11 protein-coding genes and 1 pseudogene are annotated in these 16766 nt (G+C 58.2%); 8 read left to right on the forward strand and 4 right to left on the reverse strand.

Annotated features, from left to right (window positions below):
* Window positions 1–49: 49 nt before the first annotated feature.
* Together NTD85_RS11710 and NTD85_RS11715 are read right to left on the reverse strand one after the other, a co-directional pair.
* Window positions 50–3163 carry a transglycosylase domain-containing protein gene (locus NTD85_RS11710; RefSeq protein WP_262142221.1) on the reverse strand — a complete coding sequence of 1038 codons (3114 nt, stop codon included), beginning with the start codon at window positions 3161–3163 and terminating at the stop codon, window positions 50–52.
* A 266-nt stretch (window positions 3164–3429) separates the two neighbouring features.
* Window positions 3430–3890: pseudogene (locus NTD85_RS11715) on the reverse strand (REP-associated tyrosine transposase).
* A gap of 625 nt (window positions 3891–4515) precedes the next feature.
* On the opposite strand from NTD85_RS11715, the gene NTD85_RS11720 reads away from it, so the two are divergent.
* From NTD85_RS11720 to NTD85_RS11755, 8 genes are all read left to right on the forward strand, one after another.
* The gene (locus NTD85_RS11720; RefSeq protein WP_262142222.1) at window positions 4516–5934 is read left to right on the forward strand and encodes an amino acid permease; all 1419 of its coding nucleotides are present in this window, start codon (window positions 4516–4518) and stop codon (window positions 5932–5934) included.
* Window positions 5935–6134: 200 nt separating this feature from the next.
* Complete coding sequence (locus NTD85_RS11725; RefSeq protein WP_262142223.1) at window positions 6135–7622, forward strand: glucosyltransferase domain-containing protein; 1488 nt, start codon at window positions 6135–6137, stop codon at window positions 7620–7622.
* Window positions 7623–7738: 116 nt separating this feature from the next.
* Window positions 7739–8101, forward strand: a complete 363-nt coding sequence (locus NTD85_RS11730; RefSeq protein WP_103522179.1) for a GtrA family protein — start codon at window positions 7739–7741, stop codon at window positions 8099–8101.
* Window positions 8098–9564, forward strand: a complete 1467-nt coding sequence (locus NTD85_RS11735) for a UbiA family prenyltransferase (RefSeq protein WP_262142224.1) — start codon at window positions 8098–8100, stop codon at window positions 9562–9564. Before NTD85_RS11730 ends, NTD85_RS11735 begins: the two co-directional genes overlap by 4 nt.
* Entirely contained in the window at window positions 9561–10877 is a 1317-nt protein-coding gene (locus NTD85_RS11740; protein WP_262142225.1) for an FAD-binding oxidoreductase, read from the forward strand. Before NTD85_RS11735 ends, NTD85_RS11740 begins: the two co-directional genes overlap by 4 nt.
* Window positions 10874–11614, forward strand: coding sequence for an SDR family oxidoreductase (locus NTD85_RS11745; protein WP_262142226.1), 741 nt, complete (start codon window positions 10874–10876; stop codon window positions 11612–11614). The genes NTD85_RS11740 and NTD85_RS11745 overlap by 4 nt, the downstream gene beginning before the upstream one ends.
* The gene (locus tag NTD85_RS11750) at window positions 11611–12552 is read left to right on the forward strand and encodes a YbhN family protein (RefSeq protein ID WP_262142227.1); all 942 of its coding nucleotides are present in this window, start codon (window positions 11611–11613) and stop codon (window positions 12550–12552) included. The genes NTD85_RS11745 and NTD85_RS11750 overlap by 4 nt, the downstream gene beginning before the upstream one ends.
* A 42-nt stretch (window positions 12553–12594) precedes the next feature.
* Window positions 12595–14016: a glycosyltransferase family 39 protein gene (locus tag NTD85_RS11755; protein WP_262142228.1), complete on the forward strand. Its 1422-nt coding sequence runs from the start codon at window positions 12595–12597 to the stop codon at window positions 14014–14016.
* A 50-nt stretch (window positions 14017–14066) separates the two neighbouring features.
* Here the strand turns inward: NTD85_RS11755 and NTD85_RS11760 are convergent, their stop codons facing one another.
* The gene (locus NTD85_RS11760; protein ID WP_262142229.1) at window positions 14067–15686 is read right to left on the reverse strand and encodes an FMN-binding glutamate synthase family protein; all 1620 of its coding nucleotides are present in this window, start codon (window positions 15684–15686) and stop codon (window positions 14067–14069) included.
* A gap of 232 nt (window positions 15687–15918) precedes the next feature.
* Complete coding sequence (locus NTD85_RS11765; RefSeq protein ID WP_262142230.1) at window positions 15919–16719, reverse strand: helix-turn-helix transcriptional regulator; 801 nt, start codon at window positions 16717–16719, stop codon at window positions 15919–15921.
* Window positions 16720–16766: the final 47 nt, after the last annotated feature.

Below are 16766 nucleotides of genomic sequence, written 5' to 3' on the forward strand. Positions count from 1 at the left end.
GAACGCTGAAAAATACACAGTTACCGCACCGGCTCTGTGCCGATATGCCTTAGCGCGCCGCAGTGACCTGCGGTGCCTGGCACATCGTGTGCGTGCCCGGTTGCAGGTACGGCGAGAGGATCGGCGCCATGCCCTTGAGCACCTGTACCGGAAGCGCCGAGGTGAACTTGAAGTTCTCCGCCGAGCGCCCGGGGACGAACGCGGTCAGCGTGCCGAAGTGGTTATTGCCGATGTAGAACACGAAGGTCGCGGTGCGGTTGATCGACTTCGAACTGAGAATCCGCCCGCCGGAGCCGATGGCTTCGATGCGGTTGTCGCCGGTGCCGGTCTTGCCACCCATGACCAGTGGCGTGCCGTCGGCGGTTTTGAAACTGCCGGACACCCGTTTCGCCGTGCCCGAGTCCACCACTTGCGACAACGCCTCGCGCATCGCCGTGGCAACCTCCGATGGCATCACCCGTTTGCCCACGTGTGGGTCGTTGGTCAGGCGCGTTTCATAGGGGGTGCCGGCGGCGAAGTGCAGGCTGTCGATGCGCAGGCTCGGCATGCGTACGCCGTCGTTGAGGATGGTGCCGATCAGTTCGGCCAGCGCGGCAGGGCGGTCGCCAGAGCTGCCGATGGCGGTGGCCAGCGACGGCACCAGATGGTCGAACGGATAGCCGACTTTCTGCCAGCGCTGGTGAATTTCCAGGAACGCTTCGATCTCGAGCATGGTGCGAATACGACTGTCGCGGGCGCCCTTGTGCTTGCTCTTGAACAACCAGCTGTAGACTTCCTGACGCTCGAACTGACTGGCCTTGACGATCTCGCTGAAGGTGGCGTCCGGGTGGTTCAGCAGGTAGCCCATCAGCCACAGATCGAGCGGGTGAACCTTGGCGATGAAGCCCTGATCCGGCAGGTCATAGCTACCCGGGCCATAGGCGTCATACAGTCGGATGAGGCGGTCATCGGTGAGTTTTTCGGTGAGCTTGGCGCCCTTGAGGTGCGAACGCACGAAGCTGTTGAAATCTTCCTGACTGGCGTTGGGCAGCAGATAGCGGTGCACGGCGGCCATGCGGATCGGCGTCGGGCGCATGCTGTCGAGGAAGGTGTCGAGGCGCGCCGGGGTGTCCTTGTTCTTGTACTTCTTCCAGAACTTGAGCAGGAACGAAGTGCCTTCGCGGTCGGCGAAACTGGCCAGGTATTCCTGACGGCGCGGATCGCGGTCATCCTTGAGCAACTCCGCGCTGCTGTTGGGGCCGGAGTAGGTGACATAGCGCACCACGTCACGCATCAGGCGAATGAACGGCAGGTTGATCGACTCGCGCAGGGCATCGCGCAAGCTCGGCATACGGCCGTTGTCTTCGTTGCGGAAGTTGTGGAACACATGCAGGCCACCACCGGTGAAAAACGCCTCGCCGGGGCTGGCCGAATATTTGCGGTCGAGCGCGGCGCCGAGCATTTTCGACAGGTCGTGGTCCTTGTTCTGGATCAGGTAGTCGATCACCCACTGGCTGAGGCGGTCCTGATCCGGCACCTCGACTTTCTTCAGCTCCGGCACCGTCATGGCGCCGTACTTGTCGTGCAGCTCGGAGATGATCTGCAGGTACGTGGTGAGCACGCGCATCTTCGCCGTCGAGCCGAGCTCCAGTTTGCTGCCTTCGTTGATGTCGAACGGCTGGTCGGTGCTGTCGGTCTGCACGCGCACTCGCGAACCGTCCGGGGTCAGCTCGAACAGGGTGAAGCTGTAGCGCACCTGGGTGGTGCTGGTGGGGGTGAGCAGGCGTTCGCCGATCAAACCGATCTGCCCGGCAAACGCGGGTTCGGCGAGTTTTTTCAGGTACTCGGTGGCCTGGGTCTGCAGATCGCCCTGTAAAGTGCTGGTGGCCGACAGGTCGAGGCGATCGAGGTCGTACAGTGGGCGATTGAGCATCGTCGCCAGACGGCTGCGAGCGACGCTGATGCCCTTGTTGGTTTCGATCGGCTGAATGGTCGGCTGGGTCTGCCAGTCGCGGTAAGTGACCTTGCTCGCCAGCGCGGCATCGGCCAGCGCGCTGTCGATCACGCCGTTCTGTTTGAGCAGGCGCAAGTGGCTGTCGGTAAGGTCGGCGAGTTCTTCACGGCCCTTGGTCAGGTAATGCGAAGGGCGGCGCTGGGCGATCATCAGCGAGAGCATTTCGCGCAGGGCCAGACCTTTGTCGGCCATGGTTTTCGGATCGGTGGCCGGGCTGTTCAATTGTTCATTGGCCTTGTTGAAATCGCTGCCATACCAGACCCGCAAACCTTCGGCCATGCCGTGTACCTCGCCATGCCCCGGCACGGCGGAGAGCGGCACGCTGTTGAGATAGTCGCGGATGATGTTCTGCCGTGCGCCGAGGGTTTCGGGACCGGGCTGATAGGCGCGCACGCTGGCAGAGATCATCTGGCGGATCTTCTCGGCGCCAGACACCGTCAGGCCATCGGGCGAATGCCGGTACTTTTCCAGCTGTGTCGCCAGGGTACTGCCACCCGCCGATTGCCCCGGCAGGTGCAGCAACTTCGCTACCTGAGACCACGCGGCCATGCCGAAACGCGGCCAGTCCACCGCCGGGTTGGCCAGCGGTTGTTTGGGGTCGAGCAGAAAGCGGTTTTCGATGAACAGCAAACTGCTGACCACCACCGGCGGAATCGCCGCAAAACTCGAGTACAGCTGCTGCGGGTACTTGTACTGATACAACGGCGCAGCGCGGCAATCGGTGATCGACAGCCCGGCCTGGATCTTTTCCGAATAGGGCACGAACAGGCCCTTGTCGGTGTAGCTGAGCAGCGCCGGAGAAAACCGTGTCTGCTCGGTGATCACATAGTCGCGCTTGAGCAGGCGCGGCAGGAATTCATCGAGGGAGCTGTAGCCCAGACGCAGATCGAACGGCCCGTTGCCCGGATAGCGGATCGCTTCGCTGGGGCCAGGTTCCAGCTGATATTTGAGCGAGGCGGCGTATTGGCTCAGCTCCCTGGACTGAAAGCGCGAGGTGCGCATTTCCTTGTTCGCGGCCAGACCCACCACAACCGCGATAATCAGCAGCAATAACCAGAACGCCTTCCAGCCATGCCGGTTGCGGCGTTTTTTTGGGGGGATAGGCGCTTCATCCACACGTTCAGTCGGAACCACGGCTTTACTCGAATCGGTTTGCCACAAAGCGCCCATAGTCGATTGATCCATTCACGCAGATTGATCGGACTTGACTGAAGCTTAGACGGTGGTTGGTGATGGGGAAAAAAAAGTGCGGGGTTTGAGTGGGGTGGTTTCTGAAGAAAACTGCACCTGTGGCGAGGGAGCTTACTCCCGCTGGACTGCGCAGCAGTCCCAATCCCTGTAGTCGCAATTTGTCTGAAACACCGCGTGCGCGGGTATTACGACGGCTGCGCCGCCGAGCGGGAGCAAGCTCCCTCGCCACAGGGGGAGTGGGAGCTTTAGAGCCAGCAGGCGTCCCAGAGCGGGTAGTCGCGCCAATCCGCTCCACCAATCCGGCGCGCAGGGGATTGGCGATGATGTAACGGGCAAACGGTTTCAAGTCCTCACCATCACGGATGGCACGGTCGTGGAAGCCGGTTTGCCAGAACGCGCCTTTTCGAATCAGGGTGCGATTGATCGACAATGTGCTGCGGGATTTCACTGCCTGCATCAGGCCTTCCATATGCATTTCCTCCAGTTGGACCAGCCAGTGGAAGTGATCAGGCATCACCACCCAGGCAATCGAGTCCACCCATCGTTGGTCATGAGCTCGCCTGAGCTCCGCTACCAATAAACGCCCCATCTGCCAATCGCTGAAGATCCTGCGGCGCTGATACACCACGGCGGTAATCAGATAAGCACGTCCGTATTCCGAACAGCGCCCACGGCGAAGCCGATGTGAATGTAGGTGTTTACGCATTCCGTGCGTCCTTTGCGAATTCAATCCTGATTCACGCTAGTCGCCTCGTTCAAGGCTTGGGTCTGCGATGGCTGTACGAAGTTTCCGAAAACATCCAGATGTCGCGCCTTCTGTGGCGAGGGAGCTTGCTCCCGCTGGGTTGCGCAGCAGCCCCAATCCCTGTAATCGCGATCTTTCTGAAAACCCGCGTACGCAGGTTTACGACTGCTTCGCAGCCGAGCGGGAGCAAGCTCCCTCGCCACAGGGGGCTAGACCGTCAAGTTCATCGAAACAGCCTGAATAGAGCCATCCCCCTGTGCAATACCACCAATGCAGGGACATGACGATGCACCAACGCTGTGCAATACTCGCCGGCCTTTTTGGTGGCGACTATTCCTACGTGAAGCAGTTAATGCCTCTCCGTAAACCGGCTTTGCGCCGAGAGTTCCCGCTGAATGTTGTTGCTTATAGAGTGAAAAGCCCTGTCACAAGCTTTTTATACTGCACGCCCCGCTGATCTTGCAGGTCGGGACCTGCGAGACGTGTCTGCCCACGAGGTGGATGCGGTTTCGGGAAGATGAGGCCTATCGGCCGACGCTTCGCCACTCGGTGGTCATATCCAATAACAAGACGAGGTTGTATCCCTATGCCAGTCGGCAATCACCTGCCCCATGGCGAGTCCGCTCACGGCGGCCCGCTCAAACGCGAACTCGGTGAACGGCATATCCGCCTGATGGCGCTCGGCGCCTGTATCGGCGTCGGCCTGTTCCTGGGTTCGGCCAAGGCCATTGAAATGGCCGGTCCGGCGATCATGCTGTCGTACATTCTCGGCGGCCTGGCGATCCTGGTGATCATGCGCGCCCTCGGCGAAATGGCCGTGCACAACCCGGTGGCCGGTTCGTTCAGCCGCTACGCCCAGGACTACCTCGGCCCGCTGGCGGGCTTTCTCACCGGCTGGAACTACTGGTTCCTGTGGCTGGTGACCTGCGTCGCGGAAATCACCGCCGTCGCCGTGTACATGGGCATCTGGTTCCCCGATGTACCGCGCTGGATCTGGGCCCTCGCGGCGCTGGTCAGCATGGGTTCGATCAACCTGATCGCGGTAAAAGCCTTCGGTGAATTCGAGTTCTGGTTCGCCCTGATCAAGATCGTCACCATCATCGCCATGGTGATTGGCGGCATCGGCGTGATCGCCTTCGGTTTCGGCAACGACGGCGTGGCACTGGGGATTTCCAACCTGTGGGCCCACGGCGGCTTCATGCCCAACGGCGTGACCGGGGTGCTGATGTCCCTGCAAATGGTCATGTTCGCCTACCTCGGTGTCGAGATGATCGGCCTGACTGCCGGTGAAGCGAAGAACCCGCAGAAAACCATTCCCGATGCGATCGGTTCGGTGTTCTGGCGCATTCTGCTGTTCTACGTCGGCGCGCTGTTCGTGATCCTGTCGATCTACCCGTGGAACGAAATCGGCACCCAGGGCAGCCCGTTCGTGATGACCTTCGAACGTCTGGGGATCAAGACCGCCGCCGGCATCATCAACTTCGTGGTGATCACGGCGGCACTGTCGTCGTGCAACGGCGGCATCTTCAGCACCGGGCGCATGCTCTACAGCCTGGCGCAGAACGGTCAGGCTCCGGCCGGTTTCGCCAAGACCTCCAACGGCGTGCCACGTCGGGCGTTGCTGCTGTCGATTTTCGCCTTGCTGATCGGCGTGCTGCTCAACTACCTGGTGCCGGAGAAAGTCTTCGTCTGGGTGACCTCGATTGCGACCTTCGGCGCGATCTGGACCTGGGTGATGATCCTGCTGGCGCAACTGAAATTCCGCAAAGGCCTGAGCGCCAGCGAACGTGCCGGCCTGAAATACAAGATGTGGCTGTACCCGGTCAGCTCGTACTTCGCGCTGGCGTTCCTGGTGCTGGTGGTCGGTCTGATGGCGTACTTCCCGGACACCCGCGTGGCGCTCTATGTGGGGCCGGCGTTCCTGGTGCTGCTGACGGTGTTGTTCTACGTGTTCAAGTTGCAGCCGACTGGTGAATCGCAAGGCGCGGTGCGTTCGGCCAGTTGATGTAGCGCGATAGCAAAAGCAAAAGATCGCAGCCTGCGGCAGCTCCTACACGGGATATGTATTCACCCTGTAGGAGCTGCCGCAGGCTGCGATCTTTTGCCGTTTTACCGCCGGTCTGAAAGAGCGATACAAACCCCGCATCCAAGGCTCAAACCTGTATCACTTTGCAATCCCGCGCGGCAGTGAACCGAGGCGCAGACATGAGGGCGAGCGCACTTCTCGAACGAGAGCTCAGTCACCGGCAAGCCCTGCTGTTCTTCCTGCTCGCCACCGCGTTGTACGTCCTGCCACTGATCCTCGCCGACTTCCCCTATATCGACGACAACTGGCGCACGCTGGCCGCCGGCAATGCCTGGGCCGGGCAGGGGCGGTTGTTTGCCGACTGGTTTTATCAGGCGCTGACGTTCACGGGTGCCGCGCCGAACATCTATCCGTTACCCCTGCTGCTCGCCACCCTTGCCATGTCGCTGGCGCTGACCCGCCTGACCTTTCACTACTTCGCCGAACCGACGCTGGCCTGTTGTCTGGTGCCGTTGCCGCTCTGGTACAACCCGTTCCTGTTGCAGAACCTGTCTTATCAATACGACGGCCCGATCATGGCCCTGAGCATGGTCGCGGTGATCTACGCCATCACGTTCGAAGGTTCATCGCGGGTGCAGCGCTGGCTGGTGCCGGCGGCGTTGCTGGCGCTGGCGATCGGTCTTTATCAGATCAGCTTCAATGTGTTTCTCGGCCTGTGTTGCGTGGAACTGCTCAGGGCCGTTCACCAGCAGAGCCGATGGACGGACACCTTGCGCATGCTGGGCTGGAAACTCGCACAAGCGGTTTTGGGCATCCTGATCTACAGCGTCACCGCTTACCCGTTCATGGATACATTACGAAAAACGGATCTGCTGAACGGAGACGCCCAGCCGCTGCTGCAGATTGGCGTCAACTTCGCGCGGGTCCTGGAGAAAGTCGCGCTGTTGTTTCACGGCGGCTACCTGTGGGTTTTCGCTGCGCTGGTGTTGTGTGCGCTCGCCGGCTGCGTGCGGCTGGTTCAGCGTCGTCAGCCTCGTTGGCAAAGCTTGCTGCTGGGCTTGCTGACGCTGCCCGTTCTGGCCTTGCTGGTGCCGGGGATCACCCTGCTGTTCCGGGATTTCAATGAAGGTGCGCGGACCCTGATGGGGTTCGGCGTGTTGCTGTCGGGCTTGTTCTACCTGGCGCACGTTGAGCTGGCATCCGGGCACCGTCGCTTGCCGTTGCTGCTGATCATCCCGCTGCTGGCGACACTCTCGCTGTCCTTCGCGTACGGCCGGGTGCTGAGCCTGCAGAAAACCTTCTCCACCAGTGCGCTGTACAGCCTGAGCCACGACATCGCCGAACATCGCGAACTGCGTGAAGCCAAGCGGATTTATCTGTCGGTGAGCTACTCCGACCGCTGGCTGGCCAGTGCGGCCGGTTCATTCAAACGGTTACCGGTGCTGCCCTATCTGCTCAACGTCGATTACTTCGTGCTTGCGGAAAATCTGCCGGCAGCGGGCATCACCAACGTGGTCGCCGAACGCGAACGGCGCAACGCCACCCACGTCGGCTACCAGGGTTTTCCAGCGCTGGTGGACAGCCTGTATTACCGGATTTACCTGATCGGTGATTACGGCTTCATCGTCATGAAGGAACCGCCCCACGGCAGATTGTTGCAGTGGTGAATGAGCGACCGTTCATCTGATTATGGCCACCACCTGTAATTTCTGACAGTAGACCGTTCAAGCGCCTTGCCCTAGCTTCGAAAGTCCCCCGGACGAAGCCATGGCAAGGAACCGTAATGAAAGGATTTCCTGCGCTGACAGTGATTGGAATTGCCGATGCCCTGATCCACTGGCAGATTTTTTTCGTCCTGTGCAGCGCCGCCGGGCTGACCCAGGCAGCCAGCAACTTCGCTGCGTTCTGCGTGGCGGCGGCGTTCTCGTTTTACGTGAACATGCTCTACACCTTCGACAGCAAAACCCCGGTATTCGGCTACTTGCTGTTTATGGGGCTGATGGGGGGCGCAAGCTTTGGTATCGGCAGGATTGCCGATACGCGTGACTGGAGTGGGCTGCTGACGGTCACGGTGTTTACCGCGTTGAACCTGATGTTGGGTTACGGCTTTTTCCGCTTTGTGCTGTTTCGGAGGTCTCAGGTATGACCGTACCTCTGCCTCATTTCAGACCCGCAGTCTCTTGCGAAGCGTCAATACCCTTTGTGGTTGATCTGGACGGAACCTTGCTCAAGTCCGATCTTCTGTTTGAATGCGCAATGTCTTTCGTGCGCAATAAGCCTTTGCAATTTCTGAAGCCTCTGGCCTGGCTCACTCACGGCAAGGCGTACTTGAAAGAACGATTGGCTCAGGCTTCGGACGTCGATGTCTGCACCTTGCCCTACGATCCCGACGTGCTCCGGATGATTGAGGCACAGCGCAACAACGGCCGGAAAGTCGTCCTGGCCACGGCCAGCCATCACTCATTGGCACTGCGCATTGCCGAGCATCTGAACGTATTTGATGAGGTATTCGGGACAACCCTTGAGCGCAACTTGTCCGGGACGCACAAACGAGATGTGCTGGTGACGTTGTATGGTGAAGGAGGTTTTGATTACGTCGGTAACTCGTTTGACGATCTACCGATCTGGCATTCGGCCCGCCAGGCTTACATCGTCAATCCGTCACCCGGCGTTGAGCGCGCCACTCGGCATTTGGGCAACGTTGTCCAGGTGGTTCGCTCTGAGGCCAGGAGCCTGAGTCGTTTTTACAAAGCCTTGCGCATTCATCAATGGATGAAGAACGCGCTGATTTTTGTCCCTCTGCTTGCTGCGCATCAACTGGCCAATCCGCTGATGCTGTGGCATGGGGCGCTGGCCTTCGTGTTATTCGGATTATGTGCATCGGGTGTTTACGTCCTGAACGACCTGCTTGACCTTGCCGATGACCGCAAGCATCCAAACAAACGCCACCGACCGTTTGCCAGCGGGGCTTTGTCGATCCGATCAGGACTGGTGCTTTTTCCGGCGCTTTTGCTGGTGTCTTTCATCGGCGCCTCGTTGTGGCTTCCTCGTCAGTTCGTCGCGGCACTCGCCTGTTATTACCTGCTGACTCTGGTGTATTCGCTGGTGTTGAAACGGTTGATGGCGCTCGACGTGATTGCTTTGGCACTGCTTTATACCTTGCGCATCATTGCTGGTGGCGCTGCTTTCGAGCTGGAGTTGACGGGCTGGATGCTGGCTTTCTCCATGTTCATGTTTTTGAGCCTGGCGTTAGTCAAACGCTATGCCGAACTGTTGCTGGCGCTACACAGCGGCATTACCGGGAAAACCGGTGGACGGGATTACTTTCCCGCCGATCTGGCGATGATCTCCTCTTTGGGTGCGGCATCCGGTTACCTCGCTGTCATGGTGCTGGCGCTCTACATTCATGACAGTGCAACTACCGTGCTGTACGCGCATCCCCGGTGGATCTGGCTTGCATGCCCTGTGCTGTTGCTGTGGATCACCCGGATCTGGCTGCTCACCCACCGTGGCCGAATGAACGACGACCCTGTGGTCTTCGCACTGCGTGATCGCTTGAGTCTGGCAATGGGCGTGGTGTTCTGTCTGATTTTCTGGTCCGCCGCATGAACACACCACTGAGTTCCTGGGGCAACTACCCCTTTGCCCCGCAAAGCGGCCATCCCTGCCATTGGCAAACCGATATCGGGCCGCTGATGCAGCAGGTGAGTGAGGCCCATGGCACAACATTGCCGTTCGGCAATGGCCGCAGTTATGGCGACAGCTGTTTGGCCGGCAGCGGCCATGTGTTGCAGATACACCCGCTGAATCGCTTTATCGACGCTGACTGGGAAAACGGTGAGATCTGCGCCGAAGCAGGAGTGACTTTGGGCGAGATTCTGCAACTGGCCATCCCGCGCGGATGGTTCTTGCAAGTCACGCCTGGTACACGGCATGTAACCCTGGGGGGAGCAGTGGCCAATGATGTGCACGGCAAGAATCACCATCGCTGCGGTACGTTTGCTCATTCGGTGATGAGTTTCGGCCTGCACCGATCAATGCAGCCGCCGATGGTCTGCTCTCCTGTGGAAAACCCACAGTGGTTTGCCGCCACCATCGGAGGACTGGGTCTGACGGGGGTGATCACCTGGGTCAGCATCCGTCTGCGCAGGATCCAGTCCAGTCTGATCGACACGACACGTGTGCGTTTTGACTGTCTGAATGATTTCTTTGCCCTGTCGGCTGAAATGGATGCCCGGCACGAATACAGCGTCGCGTGGATCGATTGTCTGGCCAAAGGCAGTGCGCAAGGGCGTGGTGTATTCACCGCTGGTGATCATTGTGAAACGGGGCCGCTTGTGCCCGCGGTGCCGTATCCACTCTCTGTGCCGATCCGGCCACCGGTATCACTGATCAATCCAGTCAGCCTGAAATTGTTCAACCGTCATTACTGGCAACGGCAACCGCTGAACAGACAATCCCGAACGCTCGCCTATAGCCCGTTTTTCTATCCACTGGATCGTATCGAGCACTGGAACCGTATCTACGGACGCAAAGGCTTCCAGCAGTTTCAGTGTGTATTGCCGACAACGGTGGCAGAGGCTGCATTGGCCGATTTGCTCAAATCCATCGCTCGCAGTGGCACCGGCTCCTTTCTCGCAGTGCTCAAGCGTTGTGGCGACATCCCGTCAGTGGGTTGGCTGTCGTTTCCGATGCCGGGTACCTCACTGGCACTGGATTTTCCGCAGAACAGCGCCCTGACAAAAAAAATCCTGCCGCGTCTCGATGCCATCGTCCGAGAGGCAGGGGGCCGTTTGTATCCCGCCAAGGATGCGCACATGAGCGGCAGTGATTTTCGCCAGGCCTATCCTGCTTGGGAGCAGTTGGAAGCAATGCGCGACCCGGCCCTGATTTCACGTTTCTGGCAGCGAGTCATCCAATGAAAAAAATACTGATTGTGGGGGCTACATCCGCTATCGCCATTGCTTGCGCGAAGCGATGGGCGGCGCAGGAGAACGAGTTTTTCCTGGTCGCAAGAGACCAGCAGAAACTCCAGCAAATATGCGCTGATTTGCAGATCCGAGGTGCGCGAGCGGTCACCCCGTACGTGATGGATGCCAGCGATGTTGCAGCGCATCCGGTCATGCTTGAACAAGGCCTGACGACGTTGCAAACGGTGGATATCTGCTTGATTGCCTACGGCACTTTGCCAAATCAACACGAGTGCGAACAAAGCGTTGGACGAGCCATGGAAGCCTTTGCCAACAACGCCGGGTCGGTGATCGCACTGTTGACGTTGCTGGCGAACCGAATGGCTGTCCAGCGCAGCGGCACGCTGGCGGTCATCTCTTCAGTTGCCGGGGATCGCGGTCGTCCTTCCAATTACTTGTATGGCGCGGCAAAGGCAGCGGTTTCGACATTTTGCGAAGGTTTGCGTGCGCGCCTGTTCAAGTCGGGCGTGCATGTCATCACCATCAAACCCGGTTTTGTCGCCACCCCGATGACGCAGGGGCTGAAGCTACCGGCACTGCTGATCGCGCAACCGGATACCGTAGCTCGCCGAATCGTAGCAGGCATAGAGCGCAAATCGGCGGTGCTTTACGTGCCTGGGTTCTGGCAGTGGGTCATGTGGGCAATCAAGGCCATACCGCAACCGCTGTTCAAAAGGCTGAACCTGTGAGCCAGGTACTGATGCTAGCCGGGTGGCGCTATCGGATCCTGATCGGTTCAGTGGTCTGCTCCGCTCTCGCGTATCTGGCAGTGTCCCTGTGGGGCGGGTGGCCGGCGGTGAGTGCGGCTGTCAGTCGAGTGGGGTGGTGGAGGGGGGGGCAAATAGTCGGGCTGGTTCTGCTTGGCTATGCTCTGCGTTTTTTGCGGTGGCAGGTCTACCTCAACGCTTTGCGTCATCCACTGCCGTGGTGGCCAAGTCTGAAAATCTATCTGGCAGGATTCGCCCTCACAACTACCCCAGGCAAGGCGGGCGAAGCATTGCGCGGGGTTTTGCTCAAGCGTTGGGACGTGCCTTATCCACACAGTTTTGCTGCGCTGTTCAGTGAGCGTCTGTCGGATTTGCTGGCAATGGTGGCGTTGGCCTTGTTCGGCCTGAGCGCCCACCCCGAATGGTTATCGATGATCGTTGCCTGTCTTGTGCTGTTGGCGTGCTGCCTATTGCTGGTGTCCCGACCAGCACTTGTCAGTGCCATTGATCGACAGATGGATCAACGCAGCGGCTGGCTCCCCCGCTTGTTGCGCCACGTCGTTCAAGTGTTGCACCAGTCTCGCAGTTGCCACACCCCACGCCGGCAGATCGGCACGACGCTGTTGAGTCTTCTGGCCTGGGGCCTGGAAGCGTTGGCGTTTTACTGGATTCTCGATGCCATGGGCACGGACGTACCTCTGACGTTCGCGATGTTCATTTATGCCGTTTCCATGTTGGCCGGTGCCTTGAGTTTCATGCCCGGTGGGTTGGGCAGTGCCGAGGCGGTGATGGCGGCATTGCTGGTGTCGGGTGGTGTTGCGTTGCCGGATGCGATTGCGGCGACGGTGTTGTTGCGATTGGCGACGTTGTGGATGGCGGTGGGGTTGGGCGCGGTCGCGTTATCCAGAATCCAAGGTTGAAGATGGGCGATTCGCCCGACGATTTAAAGGAGCATGATTAGCATGGGGATTAATCTTAGAAAAGGTTCGATAGCGACTTATTGCGCTCTCGCAGTCGCTGTATTAGTAGGTTGTTATTTGAGACTGCGTAATATCAAGGATACAGGTCTGTGGCTTGATGAGGCATTTAGTGTTGCGGTCAGTGATCCAGATAATAGCTTTATTGATGTTTTTCGGGCGACGTTGAGTGATGTTCATCCGCCTTTTTACCAGATCCTGTTATGGGCCTATTATCATTGCTTTGGTTTTAGTGAATTCTCGGGGCGATACTTGTCCGCCGGGCTGGGGGTGTTGTTGATCCCGAGTGTGTTCGTCCTCGGGCGAAAATTACTGGATGAAAGAGTAGCTCTGGTGTTCGCCTGGCTTGTGGCGATTAATTATTTCTTGATTGGTTATTCTCATGAGACACGTTCTTATGCGCTTTTGGTTTTTTTGACGGTTGTTTCTTTTATTGTATTTTTACGTTGCGTCAGGCAATCAGGTTTTTTTGATTTTTGTTGTTATTCTGTTGTTTCCGCTCTATTGGTTAATACGCATTATTATGGCTACTTGATAGTGCTTGTTCAGGCGAGCTGGGTATTCTGTTCACTGTTGGAAAAGAGTCTCCCTGCTGGTGTTTTTTACAGGTTTATGGGAGCAGGCTTTTTTACAGCGTTAACGTTTGTTCCGGGTTTTTCTTATACGAAAAGGGCTTTGGCGCGGCATGATTTTTGGATTTCTCCGCCGGAAGACATGTTTTTCTTTCGAATTTTTTTAGTCTATTTCGGTGATGCCTTTCTGGCATTTTTGGCAGCGATGATTTTCATTGCAGGGTTCATTTTGTTCACAATAAATGACCAGAGAAAAGAGCCTTTTCGATTGCTGGTGTTTTGGTTGGTATTAGGTGTGGCTGTGCCGTATATATGTTCAGTTTATTTTTTGCCAGTGACAACCTATCGAAATTTCATCATTTTGCTGCCAGCTGTTTTGTTAGTCATGGCTTTTGCTGTCGATAGCATCAGAGATAAGGTGATAAAGGCATTGGTGCTGACACTTTTCTTGTGTTTTTCTGCGACACCAATACTTAAAGATATTAGTAAGTTCGCGGATGAAAAAAGTTCAGGTGCTAATGGTATGCAGATACGTGAAATTGTCAGGTCGGTTATTGGCAAAAAAAGTGCACTTCCGGTTTATTCGAGTGATGATATTCAGTTCGGAGTTTATTTCAAGCTGCTAGGGTCTAAAGTGCATGTTGAAGATTTAGCCAAGCTTGAGACCGATCTGGGGTCTGCCAGTCCGCCGGAAGAATTTTATTTTCTAGAGACGACCTATTTCAAAAGTTTGGCGCTGAATGAGGAGTTTTTAAAGCGATTCAATTTGGTACTTGTCAGCAAGGAAGAGATGAATGAGGTGCGCTTGTTAGAGCTTCGTTCACTGAAACCATGAGCCTGCAGGGGAGCGTACATACTCAACAGCGTATGTACGCCCAAGTGCAATTACGCCACTGCCACTTCCTGCGGCTCAAAACTGTCCGCCCGCGCCATCTGCCACATCCGCGAATAGAACTCGCCATTCACCTCGCCGGTGAGCAATTCCCCCGGTTTCAGAAACACATGCAACTGCGAAAACAGTTTGATCTCGGTTGCCGACATGCGTCGCACCAGGTGTTTGGCCGACAGTTGCGACGGATGCTCGAGGCCGGCGGCAGCGAGCATTTCTGCCAGCGCCTTGAGCGTGTTGCGGTGGAAGTTGTAGACGCGCTGGGCCTTGTCCGGGACGACGAGGGCGCGTTGGCGCAGGGCGTCTTGCGTGGCGACGCCGGTCGGGCATTTGTTGGTGTGGCAGCTTTGCGACTGGATGCAGCCGATGGCGAACATGAAACCGCGCGCCGAGTTGGCCCAGTCGGCGCCGATGGCCAGGACGCTGGCGATGTCGAAGGCGCTGACGATCTTGCCGCTGGCGCCGAGTTTGATCTTGTCGCGCAGGTTCAGGCCGACCAGGGTGTTGTGCACGAACAGCAGGCCTTCGCGCATCGGCACGCCGATGTGGTCGGTGAATTCGACCGGTGCGGCACCGGTCCCGCCTTCCTTGCCGTCGACCACGATGAAGTCCGGAAGAATGCCGGTTTCCAGCATGGCCTTGGCGATGCCCATGAACTCCCACGGATGCCCGAGACAGAACTTGAAGCCCACCGGTTTGCCGCCGGACAGTTCACGCAGTTGCTGGATGAAATGCATCATTTCGATCGGCGTGGAAAACGCGCTGTGGCGTGACGGCGAGATGCAGTCTTCGCCCATCTGGATACCACGGGTGTCGGCGATTTCCTGGGTGACCTTGTGTTTGGGCAGAATCCCGCCGTGGCCGGGTTTGGCGCCTTGGCTCATTTTGATTTCGATCATCCGCACCTGCGGATTCTGCGCCTGGGTGGCAAAGCGCTCCGGGTCGAATCGGCCATCGCTGGTGCGGCAGCCGAAGTAGCCGCTGCCCAGTTCCCAGGTCAGGTCGCCACCGTGTTCGCGGTGATACGGGCTGATGCTGCCTTCGCCGGTGTCGTGGGCGAAGTTGCCGAGTTTGGCGCCCTGGTTCAACGCGCGGATCGCGTTGGCGCTGAGCGAGCCGAAGCTCATCGCCGAGATGTTGAACACCGACGCCGAGTAGGTCTGGGTGCACTGCGGGCCGCCGACGGTGACGCGGAAACTGTTGGGGTCGCTCAACGGTGCCGGGCGCATCGAGTGGCCAATGAATTCGAAGCCTGATTGATAGACGTCGATCAGCGTGCCGAAGGGTTTGTCGGCGCTTTCATTTTTCGCCCGCGAATACACCAGCGAGCGCTGGGCGCGGGAGAAGGGCAGGGCGTCGCTGTCGGATTCCAGCAGGTACTGACGAATTTCCGGGCGGATGCCTTCGACCAGATAGCGGATGTTGCCCAGGATCGGGTAGTTGCGGCGCACCGCGTGCGGCGCCTGCATCAAATCGAACACACCGAGCAGGCTCAGCACACCGGTGACGGCGGTGATCGGCCACAGCCAGTCGTGTTCGAGAAAGGGCAGGCTGGCGAGGGTAAAAATCACGCAGACGGCAAAGAAGGCGTAGCGGCTCAGGAGTGACAGGCTCATACGGTTTCCTTGGTTCGGACTCAATGGTTACCCATGGCGCGCAGACTGGCTTGCTCTTGTGGCGAGGGAGCTTGCTCCCGCTGGGTTGCGCAGCAGCCCCAAACCTGGCCATCACGGTCTGTCTGATGCATCGCGTGACCAGGCTTTGCGACTGCTGCGCAGTCGAGCGGGAGCAAGCTCCCTCGCCACAGGGGATTCCAAGCTTCAGAGATCTCCTGCGTGCCAAGGCTTTTCAGGCGTTCTGCGCCTGGAGAAAAATCGAAAACAGCTCCGACTGGGATTTGATCCCCAGCTTGCTGTACATGTGTTTCTTATGGACTTTCACGGTTTCTACGGAGATTTCCAGCTTACGGGCGATTTCTTTACTGGAGCAACCGCTGAGCATCAAACGCCCGACATCCAGTTCCCGGGTGGTCAGTTGCGTGCCCTTGAGTCGTTGCACCGATGCTTCCAGTTGCACCCGCCAGTCGACCTGCGCCGGCGCGGCAGCGAGGGCCACGGTTTCATTGATTTCGTACGGCAGGCGCTGGCGCAAAAGGCCCAGTACCCAAGGCTGGATCAAAGACAGCAAAGCAATCTGTTCGCCAGTGAAACGTTTTTCACTGCCCAGCGACAGGCACAGCGTGCGCTCGCCTTCGAGCTGGCAATTGAACTGGATTTCGTCGGCGACCACATTCAGACGAAAGTATCGCTGGTAATACTCGGTCAGCTCGAAATGCTCCGGCGCCACCTCCGACAAGCGGTACATGCCAGTGCGCGACTGCTCGCGGCAGGCAATGTAGAACGGGTCGAGCCGGTACAACCCGCGCAGATAGTCCTGAAACAACGGGTCGGGACTGCCGTCCTCGCCGGGGCATTCGGCGAAGACCTGTGGGTGCTGATCGGCGCTGAACAGCAGCACCACCCAGCTATCGAACGCCACGTACTGGTCGAGCAGACGCACCAGTTGCGCCCAGAAATTCGGCTTGTCCAGCGCCTCGATCAGTTGCCCGACGGCGCGGTGCCAGGTGATGTCATCAAGTGAAACGGTCATGGATCTACCCCTGTCGGGTTACCCCGGCCGCGTGATTCCCCGGCCGG

Source organism: Pseudomonas sp. 13B_3.2_Bac1 (assembly GCF_025466205.1).
GTDB classification, from domain to species: domain Bacteria; phylum Pseudomonadota; class Gammaproteobacteria; order Pseudomonadales; family Pseudomonadaceae; genus Aquipseudomonas; species Aquipseudomonas fluorescens_H.